Origin of the sequence: Brevundimonas sp. (assembly GCF_030704825.1) — a bacterium.
GTDB lineage: Bacteria > Pseudomonadota > Alphaproteobacteria > Caulobacterales > Caulobacteraceae > Brevundimonas.
On sequence record NZ_JAUYNX010000014.1, the window covers coordinates 429,461 to 447,213 of the forward strand.

The 17,753-nt window shown below is 67.9% G+C and carries 19 protein-coding genes; 13 read left to right on the forward strand and 6 right to left on the reverse strand.

Annotated features, from left to right (window positions below; translation table 11 throughout):
- Positions 1–41: 41 nt before the first annotated feature.
- From Q8Q71_RS07480 to Q8Q71_RS07505, 6 genes are all read left to right on the forward strand, one after another.
- Entirely contained in the window at positions 42–2,396 is a 2,355-nt protein-coding gene (locus Q8Q71_RS07480) for a heavy metal translocating P-type ATPase (protein ID WP_305758980.1), read from the forward strand.
- Positions 2,397–2,676: 280 nt separating this feature from the next.
- Positions 2,677–3,357 (forward strand): DUF305 domain-containing protein, encoded by a 681-nt coding sequence (locus Q8Q71_RS07485; protein WP_303694475.1) that lies wholly within the window; start codon positions 2,677–2,679, stop codon positions 3,355–3,357.
- Between the two features lie 48 nt (positions 3,358–3,405).
- Entirely contained in the window at positions 3,406–3,885 is a 480-nt protein-coding gene (locus Q8Q71_RS07490; RefSeq protein ID WP_305758981.1) for a DUF305 domain-containing protein, read from the forward strand.
- Between the two features lie 135 nt (positions 3,886–4,020).
- Complete coding sequence (locus Q8Q71_RS07495; RefSeq protein ID WP_305758982.1) at positions 4,021–5,886, forward strand: copper resistance system multicopper oxidase; 1,866 nt, start codon at positions 4,021–4,023, stop codon at positions 5,884–5,886.
- 734 nt (positions 5,887–6,620) lie between these two features.
- The gene (locus tag Q8Q71_RS07500; RefSeq protein WP_305758983.1) at positions 6,621–7,505 is read left to right on the forward strand and encodes a copper resistance protein B; all 885 of its coding nucleotides are present in this window, start codon (positions 6,621–6,623) and stop codon (positions 7,503–7,505) included.
- Positions 7,506–7,642: 137 nt separating this feature from the next.
- Positions 7,643–8,413 (forward strand): HAD family hydrolase, encoded by a 771-nt coding sequence (locus Q8Q71_RS07505; protein ID WP_303694478.1) that lies wholly within the window; start codon positions 7,643–7,645, stop codon positions 8,411–8,413.
- A 175-nt stretch (positions 8,414–8,588) separates the two neighbouring features.
- On the opposite strand, the gene Q8Q71_RS07510 is transcribed toward Q8Q71_RS07505, so the two are convergent.
- From Q8Q71_RS07510 to Q8Q71_RS07530, 5 genes are all read right to left on the reverse strand, one after another.
- Entirely contained in the window at positions 8,589–8,996 is a 408-nt protein-coding gene (locus Q8Q71_RS07510) for a copper resistance CopC family protein (protein WP_303694479.1), read from the reverse strand.
- Between the two features lie 26 nt (positions 8,997–9,022).
- Complete coding sequence (locus Q8Q71_RS07515; RefSeq protein WP_154725686.1) at positions 9,023–9,349, reverse strand: hypothetical protein; 327 nt, start codon at positions 9,347–9,349, stop codon at positions 9,023–9,025.
- Positions 9,350–9,515: 166 nt separating this feature from the next.
- Complete coding sequence (locus tag Q8Q71_RS07520) at positions 9,516–10,094, reverse strand: RNA polymerase sigma factor (RefSeq protein ID WP_230307558.1); 579 nt, start codon at positions 10,092–10,094, stop codon at positions 9,516–9,518.
- 8 nt (positions 10,095–10,102) lie between these two features.
- On the reverse strand, positions 10,103–10,540 hold the full coding sequence (locus Q8Q71_RS07525) for a Spy/CpxP family protein refolding chaperone (protein ID WP_371315940.1): 438 nt from the start codon (positions 10,538–10,540) through the stop codon (positions 10,103–10,105).
- Positions 10,540–10,821: a hypothetical protein gene (locus tag Q8Q71_RS07530; RefSeq protein WP_230307559.1), complete on the reverse strand. Its 282-nt coding sequence runs from the start codon at positions 10,819–10,821 to the stop codon at positions 10,540–10,542. Before Q8Q71_RS07530 ends, Q8Q71_RS07525 begins: the two co-directional genes overlap by 1 nt.
- Positions 10,822–10,937: 116 nt before the next feature.
- Here Q8Q71_RS07530 and Q8Q71_RS07535 point away from each other — a divergent pair, with 116 nt between their 5' ends.
- From Q8Q71_RS07535 to Q8Q71_RS07565, 7 genes are all read left to right on the forward strand, one after another.
- Positions 10,938–11,591, forward strand: coding sequence for a DUF2231 domain-containing protein (locus Q8Q71_RS07535; RefSeq protein WP_305758984.1), 654 nt, complete (start codon positions 10,938–10,940; stop codon positions 11,589–11,591).
- 98 nt (positions 11,592–11,689) lie between these two features.
- Positions 11,690–12,235, forward strand: coding sequence for a nuclear transport factor 2 family protein (locus Q8Q71_RS07540; RefSeq protein ID WP_154725689.1), 546 nt, complete (start codon positions 11,690–11,692; stop codon positions 12,233–12,235).
- 236 nt (positions 12,236–12,471) lie between these two features.
- Positions 12,472–12,750 carry a DUF411 domain-containing protein gene (locus Q8Q71_RS17230; RefSeq protein ID WP_325740787.1) on the forward strand — a complete coding sequence of 93 codons (279 nt, stop codon included), beginning with the start codon at positions 12,472–12,474 and terminating at the stop codon, positions 12,748–12,750.
- Between the two features lie 3 nt (positions 12,751–12,753).
- Positions 12,754–13,476 (forward strand): PepSY domain-containing protein, encoded by a 723-nt coding sequence (locus Q8Q71_RS07550; protein ID WP_154725691.1) that lies wholly within the window; start codon positions 12,754–12,756, stop codon positions 13,474–13,476.
- Positions 13,473–14,579: a type III polyketide synthase gene (locus tag Q8Q71_RS07555; protein ID WP_305758985.1), complete on the forward strand. Its 1,107-nt coding sequence runs from the start codon at positions 13,473–13,475 to the stop codon at positions 14,577–14,579. The genes Q8Q71_RS07550 and Q8Q71_RS07555 overlap by 4 nt, the downstream gene beginning before the upstream one ends.
- A complete protein-coding gene (locus Q8Q71_RS07560) occupies positions 14,576–15,088 on the forward strand; it encodes an isoprenylcysteine carboxyl methyltransferase family protein (RefSeq protein ID WP_154725693.1) in 513 nt (170 codons plus the stop codon). Before Q8Q71_RS07555 ends, Q8Q71_RS07560 begins: the two co-directional genes overlap by 4 nt.
- A gap of 175 nt (positions 15,089–15,263) precedes the next feature.
- Positions 15,264–16,121 carry an arylamine N-acetyltransferase gene (locus tag Q8Q71_RS07565; RefSeq protein WP_154725694.1) on the forward strand — a complete coding sequence of 286 codons (858 nt, stop codon included), beginning with the start codon at positions 15,264–15,266 and terminating at the stop codon, positions 16,119–16,121.
- A 187-nt stretch (positions 16,122–16,308) separates the two neighbouring features.
- Here Q8Q71_RS07565 and Q8Q71_RS07570 read toward each other — a convergent pair whose 3' ends face one another.
- A complete protein-coding gene (locus Q8Q71_RS07570) occupies positions 16,309–17,580 on the reverse strand; it encodes a type II restriction endonuclease (RefSeq protein ID WP_305758986.1) in 1,272 nt (423 codons plus the stop codon).
- Positions 17,581–17,753 lie beyond the last annotated feature (173 nt).

Consider the following 17,753-nt stretch of genomic DNA (forward strand, 5'->3'; position numbering starts at 1 on the left):
AATGGGGTATATTTGGCGTCCAGCCGATTCAGGAGCCCGCCATGTCCACGTCCTCGCATTCCCATCCGGACGGTCACGCCGGTTGTTCGACCCACACGGCCGACAGCGGCGCGAAGGCCGTCGACCCGGTCTGCGGCATGACCGTCGATCCGGCGACCGCGGCGCATCGCGCCGCTCACGAAGGCCGGGACTATTTCTTCTGCTCGGCGGGCTGCCGGACCAAATTCGTCGCCGAGCCGGACCGATACCTGGGCGAGAAGCCGCAGCCTGCGCCCGTCGTCCCGGGCGCGATCTACACCTGCCCGATGCATCCGGAGGTGCGCCAGGAAGGCCCCGGCTCCTGCCCGATCTGCGGTATGGCGCTGGAACCGGAGACGGTGACCGCCGAGGCGCCGGTCAATCACGAACTGATCGACTTCACCCGCCGCTTCTGGGTCAGCCTGGTGCTGACCCTGCCGGTCTTCGCTCTGGAGATGGGCGGGCATCTGACCGGCCTGATGATGCGGATACCGGGACAGACCTCGAACTGGATCCAGTTCGCCTTGGCGACGCCGGTGGTGCTGTGGGCCGGATGGCCCTTCTTCCAGCGGGGCTGGGCCTCGATCCGCAACCGCAGCCTCAACATGTTCACGCTGATCGCTATCGGCGTTGGCGCGGCGTGGGTCTACAGCGTGGTCGCGGTTCTGGCTCCGGGCCTGTTCCCGGCGGCAGTCCGGCGAATGGACGGCAGCGCGCCGGTCTATTTCGAGGCGGCGGCGGTGATCACCGTCCTCGTTCTGGTGGGCCAGATCCTGGAGTTGCGCGCGCGGGAACAGACGTCCGGCGCTATCCGGGCGCTGCTGGATCTGACGCCGAAGACCGCGCGCCGCGTGCGTGACGACGGCGGCGACGAGGATGTGACGCTCGACCTGGTCGCCGTCGGAGACCGGTTGCGCGTCCGGCCCGGCGAAAAGGTGGCGGTCGACGGCGAAATCCTGGACGGCCGGGTGACCATCGACGAATCTCTGGTCACGGGAGAATCCATGCCGGTGACCAAGGAGGTCGGCGACAAGGTCGTCGCCGGTTCGCTCAACAAGACCGGCTCGTTCGTGATGCGGGCCGACAAGGTGGGCGCCGACACCCTGCTGGCCCGGATCGTCCAGATGGTCGCCCAGGCCCAGCGCAGCCGCGCGCCCATCCAGCGGCTGGCCGACCAGGTGTCGGGCTGGTTTGTCCCGGCGGTGATCGCGATCGCGGTTCTCGCGGCCGTCGTCTGGGGCCTGGCCGGACCCGAGCCGCGCCTGTCGTACGCCCTCGTGGCCGCGGTGTCGGTGCTGATCATCGCCTGTCCCTGCGCCCTGGGCCTGGCCACGCCCATCTCCATCATGGTCGGGGTGGGACGCGGGGCCCAGGCCGGGGTGCTGATCAAGAACGCCGAGGCGCTGGAGCGCTTCGAGAAGGTCGACACCCTGGTGCTCGACAAGACCGGCACCCTGACCGAGGGACGGCCATCGGTCACGGCGATCCGGCCCGCGGCCGGTTTCGACGAGGTCGAGCTTCTGAGGTTGTCCGCCAGCCTTGAGCGGGGCAGCGAGCACCCCCTGGCCGACGCCGTCGTCCGCGCTGCCAGCGACAGGAACCTCGTCCTCTCGGAGGCGTCGGAGTTCGACAGTCCGGTCGGACGGGGCGTCACCGGGATGGTCGATGGCCGCCGCGTGGCCCTCGGCAACGGCCGCTACCTCAGGGAAATCGGGGTCGACGTCGCGCCGCTCGAGGCCGAGGCCGAGGCGCTTCGCCGGGACGGCGCCACCGCCATCTTTGTGGCCGTGGACGGGGCCGCGGCCGGCGTCCTCGGCATCGCCGATCCGGTCAAGGCGACGACCGCCCAGGCCATCCGCGATCTGAAGGCGGCGGGGCTGCGCCTTGTGATGATGACGGGTGACAACCGCACCACGGCCGAGGCCGTGGCGCGCCGGCTCGGCATCGACGACGTCCAGGCCGAGGTCCTGCCCCAGGACAAGGCCGCCGTCGTCGAGCGTCTGCGCGCCGAGGGCCGGGTCGTGGCCATGGCCGGCGACGGGGTCAACGACGCCCCGGCCCTGGCCGCCGCCGACGTCGGCGTGGCCATGGGCGCGGGGTCGGATGTGGCGATCGAGAGCGCCGGCGTCACCCTGCTGGGGGGCGACCTGCAGGGCATCGTCCGGGCGCGCAAACTGTCTAAGGCGGTGATGGGCAATATCCGTCAGAACCTCGTGTTCGCGTTCGGCTACAATACGCTCGGCATCCCGATCGCGGCGGGCCTGCTCTATCCGGTCTTCGGCCTGCTGTTGTCGCCGGCCCTGGCGGCCTTGGCCATGGCCCTGTCATCCGTCAGCGTCATCGGCAATGCGCTGCGGCTTCGGGCGGTCAGGCTTTGACCATCGACTGGCGCGCTCGAGACCGCCGGGGAAAACCATGACAGCCGTCAGCCCATTACGCATCCCGGCGGTTGATCCCTCGCATGATCCGACGGTGTTCGGGCATATTTAATCGTGGTGGAACCGTGGCGGCGGGTCCGGATTACGCTGGCTTCGATGTCCGGTGGGGACAGTCGTCCGGGCGAGCGCAACGCCCGCCCGGATGCAGCGTCGCCGGGCGCACCTCATTGTCTGGCCGCCTGGCGATCCGGCTGGCGACCGTCCCAAGCGGAGATCCCCGATGTTCAACCCGATCGTCACCCGCCCGTCCCTCCTGCTCGCCGGCTGTTCCGCGCTCGTCCTGACGGCGTGCAGCCCCGCGGCGGAGCCGCCCGCAACGTCCAAGGCCGAAGAGTCCGCGCACGCTTCGGAGCCCATGGCGATGGCGCAGACGCCGTTCTCCGCCGCCGAAACCAGGATGCACGAGGCCATGATGGCGGCGACGGGAGCCGATGCGGGCGAAACCTGGGCGCGCAAGATGATCCCGCATCACCAGGGCGCGCTCGACATGTCCCAGATCGTGCTGCGGGACACCCAGGACGCCGACATTCGCCGGATGGCCCAGAAAACCGTCGAAATGCAGACCACGGACATCGCCGAGCTGCGGCGCTGGCTCGAGACGCGGGTCGGGGCCGCCGCCGGCGCGGCCGCGCCGGGCGGGGGCGGGGAACCTCCCTTCGCGCCGGCCGAAACGAAGATGAAGGACGCCATGATGTCGGCGACCGGGGCCAACACGGACCGGATGTGGGCCAGCAAGATGATCGCTCACCACCAGGGCGCGCTCGAGATGTCCCAGGTGGCGCTCCGCGAAAGCCAGGACGCCGGCATCCGGCGCATGGCGCAGAAGACGATCGAGATGCAGACCGCCGACATCGCCGAGATGCGCGCCTGGCTCGCGGCCCACCCGGTCGGCGGGTCCTGACGCGGCTCTCACGGGCGGAGCGTGTTTGACTGAAAGAGGGGCAGGGACATGGAAAAGATGACGGGCATGAATCACACGCAGGCCATGAAGGGCAGCTATCGATCATTCGCGATCGAGCTCGTCCTTGATTTCATCATCATGTACCTGGTGATGTACACGATGATCGCATCCCTCGATCACTTCTACTTCAATCTCAACAACGTCTACATGACCCTGATGATGGTCTCTCCCATGGCCATCCTCATGCTGGTGTTCATGCGATCGATGTATCCGTCGAAGCGGACCAATCTACTGATCGGCGGGGCGGCCGCCCTGGTGTTCGCGGTCAGCTTCTGGGGCATGCGGACCCAGGCGGCGGTCGGGGATGCGGAATTCCTGCGTTCGATGATACCCCACCACTCCGGCGCCATCCTGATGTGCAACGAAGCGGAGTTGAAAGATCCCGAGGTGCTCGGTCTGTGCGAGGAGATCGTCAGCTCCCAGGCGCGGGAAATCGCCCAGATGAAGGCCCTTCTGGCGCGGCGGTAATCCGGCGGGCGGCCGCGAGGGCCGCCGGCGCGGTCGGCTCTGCGGCAGCGTGTCGCGAGGGCGGGCCGCGCCGCTTGCGTAAAACCTTTTAGATCGCGCCTCAGGAGGCGCGACCATGACTTTCAGGAGTATCCCATGAAGCTGGATCGTCGAGCGCTGCTGCGCGGCGCCGTCGCCGGAGGCGGTCTTGCGGCCTTGCAGGGCTTGATGCCCGCCTGGGCCCAGACGGGGTCTCCGGGGCTGCGGGCGGACCTGCCGACCCTCACCGGCCCGAACATCGATCTGACGGTCGGCCAGACGCCGTTCACCGTGAACGGGCGCACCGCCATGGCGACGACGATCAACGGCGTGCTCCCGGCTCCTGTGCTTCGCCTTCGCGAGGGGCAGAACGTCCGACTGGCCGTGACGAACCAGCTCGACGAGGACACCTCGATCCACTGGCACGGCATTCTGCTGCCGTTCCAGATGGACGGCGTCCCCGGCGTCAGCTTCCCGGGCATCCGCTCGCGCGAAACCTTCGTCTACGAGTTCCCGGTCCGGCAGTCGGGCACCTTCTGGTACCACAGCCACTCGGGTTTGCAGGAGGCGCTCGGCCACTACGGACCCCTGGTCATCGATCCGGCCGGGGCGGATCCGGTCGGCTACGACCGCGAGCACGTGCTGGTGCTGTCGGACTGGAGCTTCATGCATCCGCACGAAATCTTCGAGAAGCTCAAGAAGAGTCCCGGCTACTTCAACCGGCAGCGCACCACCCTGGCCGGCCTGCTGGACGGCAGCGACCGGATGAGCCTGGAGGAGCGCCGGATGTGGGGCGAGATGCGGATGGATCCGCGCGACATCCTCGACGTCAACGGCTCGACGTACACCTATCTGATCAACGGCCATGGGCCCCAGGAGAACTGGACCGGCCTGTTCCGGCCCGGGGAGCGGGTGCGGCTGCGCATAATCAACGCCTCGGCCATGTCGATCTTCAACGTCCGCATCCCCGGCCTCCCCATGACGGTGGTCCAGGCCGACGGCGAGAACGTGCGCCCGATCGAGATCGACGAGTTCCAGATCGCCGCCGCCGAAACCTATGACGTCATCGTTCGGCCGACCGAGGACCGCGCCTACACCATCGTGTCGGAAGCCATCGACCGCTCGGGCATGGGCCGCGCCACCCTGGCGCCCCGCCTCGGCATGACGGCCGAGGTTCCGCCGCTTCGCGAGGTTCCCAACCTGACCATGAAGGACATGGGCATGGGAGACATGGGGGGCATGAGCGGAATGGATCACGGGGCCATGGGAGCCCAGTCGGGCGGAGCGATGGCCGGAATGGACCACGGGGCTATGACGGGCGCGCCCGGCGCGGCCATGGCGGGCATGGATCACGGCGCCATGGCCCCCCAGGCCCCCGCCGGGACGATGTCCGGTATGGACCACGGCTCCATGTCCGGCATGAACATGCGCGATCCGGAGAACGCCCCGCCCGACATGGCGGTGGGGGTGGGCGTCGACGCCATCGCCATGGCGCCGGCCAATCGCATGGGCGAGCGGCCGATCGGGCTTCAGGACGTGCCGCATCGCGTCCTCGTCTACACGGACCTGGTGTCGCTCGCGCCCAACAAGGATCAGCGTCCCCCGTCCCGGACGATGGAGATTCACCTGACCGGCAACATGGAGCGGTTCATGTGGGGCTTCGACGGCCGCAAATTCAGCGAGCTGGTCGAGCCGATCCGGTTCGAGCGGGACGAGCGGGTGCGCGTGACCCTGGTCAACGATTCCATGATGGCGCACCCGATCCACCTGCACGGCCATTTCTTCGAGCTGGTCACCGGCGGCCCGGCCGGTCACCAGCCGCTCAAGCACACCGTCAACGTCCCGCCGGGCGGCAAGGTCAGCTTCGACCTGACCGCGGACAATCCGGGCGACTGGGCCTTCCACTGTCACCTGTTGCTGCACATGCATGCCGGGATGTTCAACGTGGTCACGGTCCGTCCGATGGAAGGAGCCGCATCGTGAAGACGTCGGTCGCCATCCTTCCCCTGATCCTCGCAGCGGCTTCCGCGGCGGCGGGGACACCGGCGCTGGCGCAGAGCCACGCCGGGCATGCCATGCCCGCGCCTGTTCGTCAGGCGCTTCCGGGGGGTTGCGTCGCGCGCGGCTCCCCCACCGCCGATGCATCCCGGATAGGCATGCCCGGAGCGCCGACGTGCCCGACGGGCGCGGTGCCCGTCCGTCTGTCGGCTCCGGCGATGCCGGCGGGACACGACATGTCGACCATGGGCCAGACGCCTGCTCCGGCCGCGGCGTCCGCTCGTGCCGGGCACGACATGTCCGCTATGGGCCAGACCCAACCGGCTCCGGCCGCTGCGTCCCCTCACACCGGCCATGACATGTCGACGATGGGCCAGACGCAGCCGGCTCCGGCCGCCGCGTCCCCGCATGCTGGCCATGACATGTCGACCATGGGCCAGACCCCGCCCGCTCCGGCGATGCCGGCGGGGCACGACATGTCGGCTATGGGCCAGACCCAACCGGCTCCGGCCGCTGCGTCCCCTCACGCCGGCCATGACATGTCGACGATGGGCCAGACGCAGCCGGCTCCGGCCGCCGCGTCCCCGCATGTTGGCCATGACATGTCGACCATGGGCCAGACCCCGCCCGCTCCGGCGATGCCGGCGGGGCACGACATGTCAACGATGGGTCAAACCCAGCCCGCGCTGGCGATGCCCGCAGGTCACGATATGTCGACGATGGGCCAGACTCCCGCTCCAGCAATGCCGGCGGGTCATGACATGTCGACCATGGGCCAGACGCCGGCGGGCTACGACATGTCCGCAATGGCCATGCCGCCTGACGTCCCGACCAGCGCGGACAATCCGGGACGTCCGCCGGAAACCCCGGCTCCGGCGGGCGCGACAAGTGGGCCGACCAACGCCGCCGACCTGCTGTTCGACCCCGCCGAAATGGCGGCGGCCCGCGCCCAGCTCCGAGTCGAGCATGGAAACGTCCGCACGACGGCGGTCATCCTCGACCAGCTGGAAGCGACCTTCGGGGACGACGAGGAAGGCTACGCCTGGAATGCCCAGGGCTGGAGCGGCGGCGACATCAATCGCTTCTGGTGGAAGTCGGAAGGGGAGGGCGCTTTTGGCGGCGAGGTCGAGGAGGCCGAGATCCAAGCCCTCTACAGCCGGGCGTTCCGACCCTTCTTCGACTTCCAGACCGGCCTGCGGCAGACCTACCGGCCCGAAGGCGACCGGACAGATCTCGTCGTCGGCATTCAGGGGCTGGCGCCCTACTGGTTCGAGGTCGATGGAGCTGTCTTCCTGTCCAACAAGGGCGAACTGACAGCGCGGGGAGAGGCCGAATACGATCAGCGCATCACCAATCGCTGGATCGTCCAGCCCCGGGCCGAGGTGGTGCTGTCGGCGGAGGACATCCCCGAGCTCCGTATCGGATCTGGCCTGTCCTCGCTCCAGGTTGGGGCCCGGCTGCGGTACGAATTCCGCAAGGAGTTCGCGCCCTACGTCGGCGTGGAATGGACCAGGAGCTTCGGCAATACGGCGGACTTTCTGGAAGCTGACGGGCGAAGCGCGGAAGACACCCGACTGGTCGTCGGCATTCGGGCCTGGTTCTAGCGAAGGCTGGCGGGTTCATCTTGGCGCCGGGCCCGCGCAGTCAACCAGCGGGGGGGCATGAGGATGCCCTCGCGTGGGTCAGTGCGCCACTATAGCCAGTGTCTTGCGCACGCTGGTGTCCGGCCGGGTGGGGTCCAATGACAGCGACTCGGCGAACCCGGGCCGTCGCTATCGATCTGGATGACACCTTGATCTCAGCCTATCGCCGCCCGGACCTGGCGTGGCGTAGGGTCTGTCAGTTGTACCAGACCGAGCTTGGCGACCTGGCTCCGGACCATGCGGCGCGGGCCCTGACGGAGGCGGGGCGGGCTTTCTGGAGCGATCCGGAAAGCCACGCCATCGGCCGCGGAGCCCCGAGGCAGGCCAGGCGCATCATCGCGGCCAAGGCCTTTGAGGCCCTGCGGCGCGACGGATGTGCGACGCCCTCTCCGGAAATCGCCGAACGCCTCGCCGACGCCTTCAGCCTTCATCGCGACCGGCAGATGCGGCTCGAACCCGGGGCGGACGCCGTGTTGGTCCATCTGCGGGATGCCGGATACCGGCTGGCGCTTCTCACCAACGGCGCCGGTCCCCTGCAGCGCGCCAAGATCGAGCGTTTCGGCCTGGCTTCGCATTTCCACCACATCCAGATTGAAGGCGAGGTCGGCGTGGGGAAGCCCGATCCCGCAGCGTTCAGGCGAATGTTCGCCGCCCTGGCCGTCGAACCGGCAGAGGTCTGCGTCGTCGGCGACAGTCTGGTATGGGACATTCGCCCGGCCATGGCGCTGGGCTGTTTCACAATTCTGTACGATCCGGAGGCTGGCGAAGCTGTTGGACGCGGTTCAGGGGACGCCCACGTCGTGGTCCGGACCCTGGCGAGCCTGGCGACCCATCTCCCCGGAGCGGCGAGGCCGCCTTGGAGCGAGTGATCGCGCCGGGTTGCGACCGCCCGGAGCCGACAATGCTCACGGCGGAGGGTGACCTCCGGCGCCCGGACCGGGAGGCGACGGAAGCCCATCCACGACGAAAAACGCCGCGCAGCAGGTTGCGCGGCGTTCCTCCACATCAGGCGTCGGCCCCCCAAGGGGGCGGGAGGCCGACTCCTCAGTGAACCATGAAACGGACGACGCCGTTCATCTGATGGCCGTCGGCGCCCTTCGCGGCCCAGGCGGCGGAATAGGATCCCGGCGCAAGCGTGGGCAGAGGCGCGGTGACGGTTGTGGCCGGCGGCGCCTCGGATGACACCACCACATCGACCGGCTGGCCCGCGGCGCCCGTCAGCCTGAGCGACGTCAGGGTCATGGCGTGCGGAAATGTCGCCGAAAACGCCGTCGGGGCGGCGGCCAGCATGGCGTTGTCCGCCGGCGCGGTGACGACGCCGTTGGCAGGCGCCTGCACGGCGGCGTGTTCCTGGGCTGACACGCCGGCGTGCGAATGACTCTGGGCGTGGGCGAGTGAGACGGGAGCCAGCGCCGCCACGGCGGCGAGGCTGGCGAAGATTGAACGGTTCATGAGAAAGCTCCTGATGCTTACGCGAACTATTGTTTGGGCGGCATGGTCATGCCGTCCATCTTCGACATGTCATGGCCGGCCATCGGATCGGCGGGCGGCGGCGTCGGAGCGGGAGCCGGCGCGGGCCGGGCCGCCGGGGCTTGCGGTGTCGAGGCCCGCGGGGCCGTGGCGGGCGCTGGCGCGGCGGCCTGCGGCTGCGGTGTCGGCTCGGGCGCAACCACCGGCGCGGCGTCCATCGGCGTCGCTGCCGAGGCGTCCGGCGCCGGCTGGGCCTCGACTGGCTGAGGTTCGGCGGCCGGCTGACAGGCGCCCAGGGTGAACGCCGCAGCGGCGGCGAGGATCGAGAGTCTCATGTGGCAAGCTCCTGAAGAAATGGGCGGCCGTCGAGCGAGAGTGAGCGACGCCTTCATAATGGAGTACGCGGGCGCGAGCCGCAGCCCTCGCCCGATATGGATCGACCGGCCCTGGCTCCCGTAGGAATGCAGCGATCAGCGAGCATAGACGAACGGCCGGAAGCCTTCAGTCCGGAACGGCCCGAAAGGCGGCCGTGCCGTCCAGGGCCTCAGACAATTTGCGACGGGCGCGCGCCACGCGGGTCTCTACCGTCTTTGTAGAGACGCCAAGCAGTCCGGCCGTTTCCGCCTGACTGCGTCCCTCGATCGTGGTGAGCAGGAGCGGCGCCTTGAGGTGAGGGGGCAAACGGCTCATCGCCTCGTTCAGCCGGGCGAGCCGGTCGCGGGCCTCCATCCGTTCATCCGCCGACTCGGCCCCGTCCGGCACGGACATGGCTTCCGGCGACGAGAGATCGACGCCGCCCCGGATGAGCCGTCGGACAAGACCGCGGCGGCTCCAGTCCCGGCATTTGTTGAGCGCGATGGTCCGGATCCAGGCCTCGAAGGGGCGCGTCGGATCGTAACGGCGAATGTTGATCCAGGCCGCCGCATAGGTCTCCTGCAACAGATCCCATGCCTCCTGCTCGTCGCCGACATAGCGCCGGATGAAGCGGAACAGAGCCGTCTTGGTCTGCCGCATCAATTCGCTGAAGGCCGCCCGGTCGCCCCCGGCGGCGCGGGCTGACAGGTCCGCTGAACTCTCCACCCGGACCGCTAGTCTTCGTTGGGCGTAAGAGCCGCGACGATGCGGTCGTCGAAGACCTCCGCCTGGGCCGGCGTCAGCACGGACCGCATCTCGAAGACGTGGGTGATGGTCTCCTTCTGCAGGGCGCCCATCGCGACGTGAAAGTGGTCCACCGCGGCCTGGACCTGGGGTCCGTCGCCATCACTCTGTTGGATGGCGCGCGCCAGTTCCAGATTCGCCGCGCGGATGTCGGCTTCGAGCGCGGGCCGGCGGGCGGCGAACCGGGCTTCGACGGCCTCGATACGGGTCAGCTGATCAGGCGAGAGCTTCAAGTCATGGTGGACGATGTCGTGCAGGGACGGCGGTTCGCGCCGGCTGAGCACCCAACTGGCGCTGATCCAGGTGCCCGCGCCGCTGGCGACAGCCGCCAGCACGGCGGTCAGTGCGATCGCCCGCCAGCCGCGCATCACCGGCCGGCTTCCAGACGCACCAGGGGCGACAGACCCGCATCGACCGTGAAGATGGCCATATCCCCACGCGGTCGGGGAGCGGCGACCGCGCCGACGCCGCCCACGGTCAGGCCGGTGACCAGGGCCATGGCGACGGCGCCAAGGCGCAGTTGCCCGGTCAGCCTTTCGCCGCGAAGCGCGTCGACCCGGCGCCAGACGAGCGGCTCGAGCCCGTCGAGCGACCGACCGGCGGACATGGCCGCCGATCGATTCAGAAGATCATCCAGATTACGCGTCATCGAACACTCTCCTAGCGCCCCTAATCCCTACTACGCCGAAACGGGCGGAATCCCTCAATCGAGGGGACGGCTTCCCGGATGCGTAGTTAGCAGAAGGCACAGGATGTGAGAGAACAATGGCGATACGCAAATTTCTGCCGGGGCTCGCCCTGGCGCTGGCGCTTTCAGTCAGCGCGCCGGCGTACGCGCATGAGGCCCACGAGAAGGCCGCAGCAGCTCGGGCCCAGGTCGCCACGCCGACGGCCGCCGTTCCGGACGGCGGCGTGATGGCCATGCCGGGCATGGCCCAGGACATGGACCACGGAGCCATGATGGCGGACGAGGCTCCCAAGCCCATGCCCGAGCGCCTGTATCGCTGGCTCGGGGCCATGCATCCGGCCGCGGTGCATTTCCCCATCGCGCTGTTCCTCGTCGCCGCCCTTCTCGAGATCGCCGCGCTGACGCTCCGCCGGCCTGTCCTGACCCAGGGCGCCCGCGTCATTATCGCCCTGGCCGCGATCTCTGCGCTCGCCGCGGTGGCGCTGGGGTGGTTCGCCATGGGCCTCCCCGGCAAGGACGACGCGACCCACGCTTATCACCGGTGGCTCGGCACCTCGATCGCCGTTCTGGGCCTGTTGAGCTGGTGGGCGAAGGAGCATTGGGTCCGCCGACCGGGACGCCGGCGTGAGCTGATCTACGTCGGCCTGTTGACGCTCACCGCCGCCGCCGTGATGGTCAACGGCCTGCTGGGCGGGATGCTGACCCACGGCGTGAGACATCTTATGTTCTGACGGCCTCAAGGACACGCGTCGCCCGCCCCATAGTTTTCCATCCACTTTCGCCGGACCAGGACGCTTTCGCGGCCGCGGCTAACCAGGAGCTTTGATCCATGTCGTTTCGTTCAGCACTCGCCGGATCGGCGCTCGCCGCCGTCCTCGCTACCTCCGCCCAGGCCCAGACCCAGGCGCCCCACTCTCACGCCCCCGGCTCGGCCCACACCCCAGGCTCGGCACACGCTCCCGGCCATGCGCAAGCCGCTGACGAGGCGCAGGTCCGAACCGTCGTCGCCGCCTACAAGGACGCCATTACCCGGATGGACGTGTCACAGACCCCGGCTCTGTTCTGGGAGGACTCGGCGATTTTCGAGAACGGCGGCGTAGAGGGGACTTTCGCCTATTACCTCGAGCACCATCTCGGACCCGAGTTTACCGATCTGGCGGGTTTCGAGTTTCGCAACCACGAGATGACAGTGGAGATCGACGGCGATACCGCATTCGTGAGCGAGACCTATACCTATCACATCACCTTCAAGGACACGGCGCGCGAACCGATCGAGCGCCGCGGCGTCGCCACAAGCGTCCTGCGCAAGCGGGGCGACGAGTGGAGGTTCGCCATCTATCACTCTTCGGCTCGGCCCTTGCGCCGGGCGACCTGAAGACGCGGAAACGGGTTGCCCGGCCTCCCGATCACCAGAGTAATGAGCCAATGATAAAGTCGCTTTCGCGCCGCTCCCTTCTGATCCTCGGCGTCAGCGCCTCGGCAGCAGCGGCCTGCGCTCAAACCCCTCGTCCTTCGTCCGACCTCGCCGTCTACAAATCGCCCACCTGCGGCTGCTGCGGCGCATGGGTCGAACACATGACAGCGGCGGGGTTTCAGGCGCGGATAACCGAGGTGACCGACCCCGGCTCGGTCCGCCGCGCCCAAGGCGTTCCCGAGTCCTTGGCGTCCTGCCATACGGCCTTGATTGGCGGATATGTGCTGGAAGGTCATGTGCCGGCGGAGGATGTGCGCAGACTCCTGGCTGAACGTCCGGAGGCCGTGGGTCTCGCGGTGCCGGCGATGCCGCTGGGATCGCCCGGGATGGAGACGCCCGACGGCCGGCGGGAGCCTTACGAGACCTTGTTGATCCTCAAGAGCGGCGGCACGCGTGTGTTCGCGCGTCACGGCTAGGGCATGAAGATTCTCAAGCTCTCCACCCAGCTGCACAAATGGATCGCGCTGGTCGTCGGTCTTCAGGTGCTGTTCTGGGTCGGCGGCGGTCTGGTGATGACGGCCATCCCGATCGAGACGGTGCGCGGCGAACATCGCGCGGTCGAACTCAAGCCGGGTCCGCTGGAGCTCGGCGCGCTTCCGGCCCTCGGCGAGATCGCCCGTCGGGCCGGCGTCGCGCCCGTCCAGGCGGAGCTTCATTCCACGCCGAGGGGGCCGGCCTGGACCCTGAAGCCGGCGGCGGGCGAGCCGGTCATCGTGTCCGCCGCGACAGGTCGGCCGTTCGGACCGATGTCCGCCGCCGAGGTCTCGGCCTTCGCCAAGCGCGCCTACAAGGGTGAGGCGGGGGTTTCGGGCGCCGTTCTCCTGACAACGGCGCCAGAGGAGACGGGACGGACCGGGCCGCTTTGGCGGGTGGACTTCGCAGACCGCGAAAAGACCTCCTTCTACCTGTCGCCCGCCACCGGCGAGGTGGTGACGCGCCGCTCGGGCGTCTGGCGGATTTTCGACTTCTTCTGGCGTCTCCACGTCATGGACTGGAACGACGGCGAGGATTTCAATCACCCTCTGATCATCATCACCACGGCCTTGACGCTGAGCATCGTCGTGTCGGGGTTCATCCTGTTGTGGATCCGGATTTCGAGGGACGTGAAGACGGCGCGCGCGGCTCGAAAACGGGCGCCTTGACCTCGGCTCCAACCCCGACGGGGAACTGCTCTCGTGGGAGCGGCGACGCCGGACGGTCGCCTGAAGCGCATCTGGCGAGTCTCGCCACCGCCTGGCCGGCGCACCTCCTGCGTCAGGAGGAGGTGGCGGCCAACGGCGCGGAGATGTTCGCCACCACGCATGGCGGCTTTGAGCGCCTGGCGCCGATCTATCGCAACGCCCTGATCGAGACGCGGCACTCCTGCGTCCCGATCGACTGGTATCTGAAGCCGCACAGCTTCTCCGAACGCAACGACCTGTTCCTGAAGCATGCGGTGGCGCTGATGGCCGAGTCGGCTCAGAAGGCCCTGGACGAGGCCGGTCTGACGGCCGGTCAGATCGACACCATCATCACCGTCTGTTCCACCGGCATCGCCACGCCGTCGCTGGAGGCGCGGCTGATGCAAGTCATGCCGTTCCGCCCCGATGTGCGCCGCTTGCCGATCTTCGGCCTGGGGTGCGCCGGCGGCGTCATCGGCTTGGCCCGCGCCGCCGGCATGGCCCGCGCCGCGCCGGACAGCCGGGTGCTGTTGCTGGTGGTCGAGTTGTGCGCCCTGACGTTCCGCTTTCAGGACCGTTCCAAATCCAATCTGGTCGCCACCGCCCTGTTCGGGGACGGGGCGGCGGCGGCCGTCGTTTCGTGTCGCGAAGACGCGATCGGGCCGGTCGTCGGCGCGTCGCACGAGCACACCTGGCCCGACAGCCTGGACGTCATGGGATGGGACGTGGCCGACGACGGGCTGAAGGTCGTGTTCAGCCGCGACATTCCCAGCCTGGTTCAGGACGACTTCAAGCCCATCGCCGAGACGTTCCTGGCCCGGAACGGACTGACCACAGCCGACGTCGGCGGCTTCGTCTGCCATCCCGGCGGGGCCAAGGTCATCGACGCGCTTGAGGACTGTTTCGCCCTGACCGCCGGCGCGATGGTCCACACTCGCGAGACCCTGCGCGCCCACGGCAACATGAGCTCGGCCACGGTGTTGTTCGTGCTGAAGGCGGCGCTGGACGCCGACGAGCCCGGCCCACTGCTGCTGACCACCCTGGGGCCCGGGTTCACCACCGCCGTGATGCTGATCCATCCATGATCTGGCTGCCGGCCGTCCTCGCCCTGGTGGTCGCCCAGCGGCTCGCCGAGCTGTGGCTGGCGGCCCGCAACACCCGCCGCCTGAAAGCCGCCGGGGCCGTGGAGATCGGCGCGGGCCACTATCCGTTGTTCATCCTGCTGCACGGCGGCTGGCTGGCGGCCATCGCTATCTTCACGCCCTGGAACACTACGCCGAACCTCTGGCTGCTGGGTCTGTATCTGCTGCTGCAACTCGCCCGCGTCTGGGTCATCGCCACCCTGGGCCGGTTCTGGACCACCCGCATCGTCAGCCTGCCGGGCGCGCCTCTGGTCAGGACGGGACCCTACCGGTTCGTGCGTCACCCCAACTATTGGGTGGCGTCGCTTGAGATCGCAGTCCTGCCGCTCGCCTTCGGCCAGGTCGGCGTCGTCGTGGGGTTCAGCCTGCTCAACGCGCTGCTGATCGCCTGGCGGGTGCGGATCGAGGAGCGCGTCTTGACCGATCGGGGGGTAGAGCGGCGCAGCGCTTGAAAGCTGCTGTCCATTGTCGAGAAGCATGGACCCTGACTCTGGCCTGGCCGCAGCGCGCCTGCCCTGGCGCTGGCGGACCCGGCGTCGATGCGGGCCCGGCCCAGCGATCCCATTAACCATTCTCCCGATGCTGGTCTGGGTCCTCCGGATCGAAACATAAAAGGATTTCAGCCCCGTGGACCTCGACGCCTACTTGCAACGTATCGGCATTCCACGACGCTGTGCGCCGGACCTGGCATTCCTGCGGCGCATGCATCGCGCCCATCTGCGGACTATCCCCTATGAAAACCTCGATGTGCTGCTCGGTCGCGAGCTAAGCGTTGATGGTGACAGAGCTTTTGACAAGCTTGTAAGGGGCAATCGAGGCGGTTGGTGTTTCGAGATGAACGCATTGTTCGCGGGTGCGCTCGAGGCGGCGGGATATCGTGTGAGAACCTTGGCGGCCGTCATCAAGCGTGATCGATGGAACCGTTCCGAAGAGGGAGTACATCCGCTCCTTCGTATTGATCTCGACCAACCCTACTTGGCCGATGTCGGCTTTGGCGATGGCCTGCGCGAGCCCATTCCACTTCGTTCTGGGTTGCATCGACAAGGAAAACTGAACTTCTGGCTCGAACCTCTCGATTCAGAATGGTGGCGGCTTCACAATCACGCGAATGCCAGCATCCCCTACTACGACTTTACCCTGGAGCCCGTAGATCGCGCGCGTCTGATCGCTGCGTCGGAATGGATGCGGACGTCCTCCGCTTCGCCCCACCTTCGCAACGCTGTTTGCCAGCGGCACCTCGACGGCGGCATAGTGCTGCTTCTGGGGCGCGGCCTATGCCGGCTGCAAGGCCAGCGAACAACCGTGCGCCTGCTCGACGGTGCAGAGGCTTACGTCGCCAGTCTTCGGCGGGTGTTCGGCATCGTCTGCCCCGAAGCCGCGGCTCTCTGGCCGCGCATATGTGCTCAGCATGAGAAGGTAGTCGCCGAAGCGACTTCGCGCGCCACTGGAAACACAGGCCGAGCTCGGTTGAAGGACGGGGGGTGACGGCGACCGCATCGCTATGTGTTCCGACCCATTCGTGTCGTGCGCGATTACTGGCCCGCGATTGTGAGCGACGCCAGGTTCGGCATCCCAACCATTGGTTGGCGTCGCCTGAGATCGCCATCCTGCCGCTCGCCTTCGGCCAGGTCGGCGTTTTTCGCGGCGGTCTCCTTGTCGGTCCTATGCCGATCTAGATCAGACGGTGCGAAATTTCGGTCAGCGCCCGGAGGTCGGTCCCGAAGCGGGCGATTGAAGCCCGGTGCCGTTCCAGTTCGCCATAGGGAAGGTAGCGCACGTCAAGGTCCGCGATCCGGCTGAAGGCGGGCCGCCGCAACTGGGCGCGGACATCGCCCTCGCGGCTCTCTGGCGCCACCAGGAACAGGCCTGCGGACGTATGGAGCTCGCCAGACAGGGCGAGGTCCAGCATGCGCACGACGCCAGAATATATCGTGGTGGAGTGTTCGACCTCAAAGGCGGCTGTCACGCGATCCGCGCCGGCCTCCAGCCAGAGGACGTCGATGAGGCGGATCGACTCTGCACCCGCGCCGTTCGCCAGCGCCGCGGGCAGCTGGTCCAGACAACCCTCACCGAGACGCGCGCCGTCATAAGGCCGGCTGCGGTCATTGGCGGCGATCCACACGCGATAGCCGAGCGCTCGCCCCAGATCCCGGATCCATGCCTGAACTTCGGTGTGGGTGCGATCAGTGTCGCGTTGCTGCAGCGCGGTCTTCTCGAACTTCACCGCTTCAGCCCGGGCTTCAGCCAGCCGCCGATCCCAGTCACGGTCAGAGAGATCTTCGCTTTCCAGGGGCGGAGCGGGGTATCGTCCTGACCCGACATCGAACAGGAAGCCCGCGATGGCGCCCAGGTCGTTTGACAGCAGGTCGCGATAGCGGGCGTTGAGTTCCAGAATTCCCTCACGCATGGCCAGATAGTGCTCCCAACTGCCCAGCTTCACTTTCGACCCGGTGATTGCGTTGTAGCCATTGACGATGGCGGTGTTGAACGGCGGGGCGTGCGTGGGATGCAGGAAGTAGATCAGGTTGGCCACGGCCGGCCCGAGGCCCTTGATCTTGAGCTGATCGATCGTGCGGATGCCGGACAGGATCTCGGTGCCGGTTGAACAGCAGCTGCAGTGATGCAGCAGACGGCCAAAGGCGCGCTGGTTGGGCGGGTTCTCGTAGATGTCGGGAATCCGGAGCTTGGGCTTCCACAGGAACGCGTGGTCGGCGCCCCTGAATATCTGGCGTTGTTCGGCGACCGAATGGACGATGGTCTCCAGCGACGAGCCACGATAGGCGACGCCGAACCGGCCCGCCTCGATCTCCTCGACGACCTGACCGATGCCCCGGCGGATGGACCGGAAATTCTTCAGCCGTTCATCCCACAGGAACCACGTCTGATAAGTCGCCGAAGGGTCGTCGCGCCACTGCTCGATAAGCTCTTGAAGTCGATCCGGCACGCCGCCCCCTCAGGATTCCATCTCCGTCCCAGCCTAGTCAGATTGGTGCGTGAGCGCCACCGGCGCCAGGCGGGCGGCGGCTGGGCGCCGGGGCCCGGCGGGGGTCGTCTGGCAAGGGAGTCGCGCGCCAGCCGCCATGCCGACTTCGCCATGGTGATGGGCGTGACCGGAGC

Bases quoted from the DNA above. Each gene is read 5' to 3' on its own strand.
- Q8Q71_RS07505 (WP_303694478.1), top strand. From the start codon at position 7,643: ATGACAGCGACTCGGCGAACCCGGGCCGTCGCTATCGATCTGGATGAC.
- Q8Q71_RS07525 (WP_371315940.1), bottom strand. From the start codon at position 10,540: ATGCGCGGCTGGCGGGCGATCGCACTGACCGCCGTGCTGGCGGCTGTC.
- Q8Q71_RS07510 (WP_303694479.1), bottom strand. From the start codon at position 8,996: ATGAACCGTTCAATCTTCGCCAGCCTCGCCGCCGTGGCGGCGCTGGCT.
- Q8Q71_RS07500 (WP_305758983.1), top strand. From the start codon at position 6,621: ATGGGCCAGACTCCCGCTCCAGCAATGCCGGCGGGTCATGACATGTCG.
- Q8Q71_RS07490 (WP_305758981.1), top strand. From the start codon at position 3,406: ATGGAAAAGATGACGGGCATGAATCACACGCAGGCCATGAAGGGCAGC.
- Q8Q71_RS07540 (WP_154725689.1), top strand. From the start codon at position 11,690: ATGTCGTTTCGTTCAGCACTCGCCGGATCGGCGCTCGCCGCCGTCCTC.
- Q8Q71_RS07495 (WP_305758982.1), top strand. From the start codon at position 4,021: ATGAAGCTGGATCGTCGAGCGCTGCTGCGCGGCGCCGTCGCCGGAGGC.
- Q8Q71_RS07515 (WP_154725686.1), bottom strand. From the start codon at position 9,349: ATGAGACTCTCGATCCTCGCCGCCGCTGCGGCGTTCACCCTGGGCGCC.
- Q8Q71_RS07530 (WP_230307559.1), bottom strand. From the start codon at position 10,821: ATGACGCGTAATCTGGATGATCTTCTGAATCGATCGGCGGCCATGTCC.
- Q8Q71_RS07480 (WP_305758980.1), top strand. From the start codon at position 42: ATGTCCACGTCCTCGCATTCCCATCCGGACGGTCACGCCGGTTGTTCG.
- Q8Q71_RS07485 (WP_303694475.1), top strand. From the start codon at position 2,677: ATGTTCAACCCGATCGTCACCCGCCCGTCCCTCCTGCTCGCCGGCTGT.
- Q8Q71_RS07535 (WP_305758984.1), top strand. From the start codon at position 10,938: ATGGCGATACGCAAATTTCTGCCGGGGCTCGCCCTGGCGCTGGCGCTT.
- Q8Q71_RS07560 (WP_154725693.1), top strand. From the start codon at position 14,576: ATGATCTGGCTGCCGGCCGTCCTCGCCCTGGTGGTCGCCCAGCGGCTC.
- Q8Q71_RS07550 (WP_154725691.1), top strand. From the start codon at position 12,754: ATGAAGATTCTCAAGCTCTCCACCCAGCTGCACAAATGGATCGCGCTG.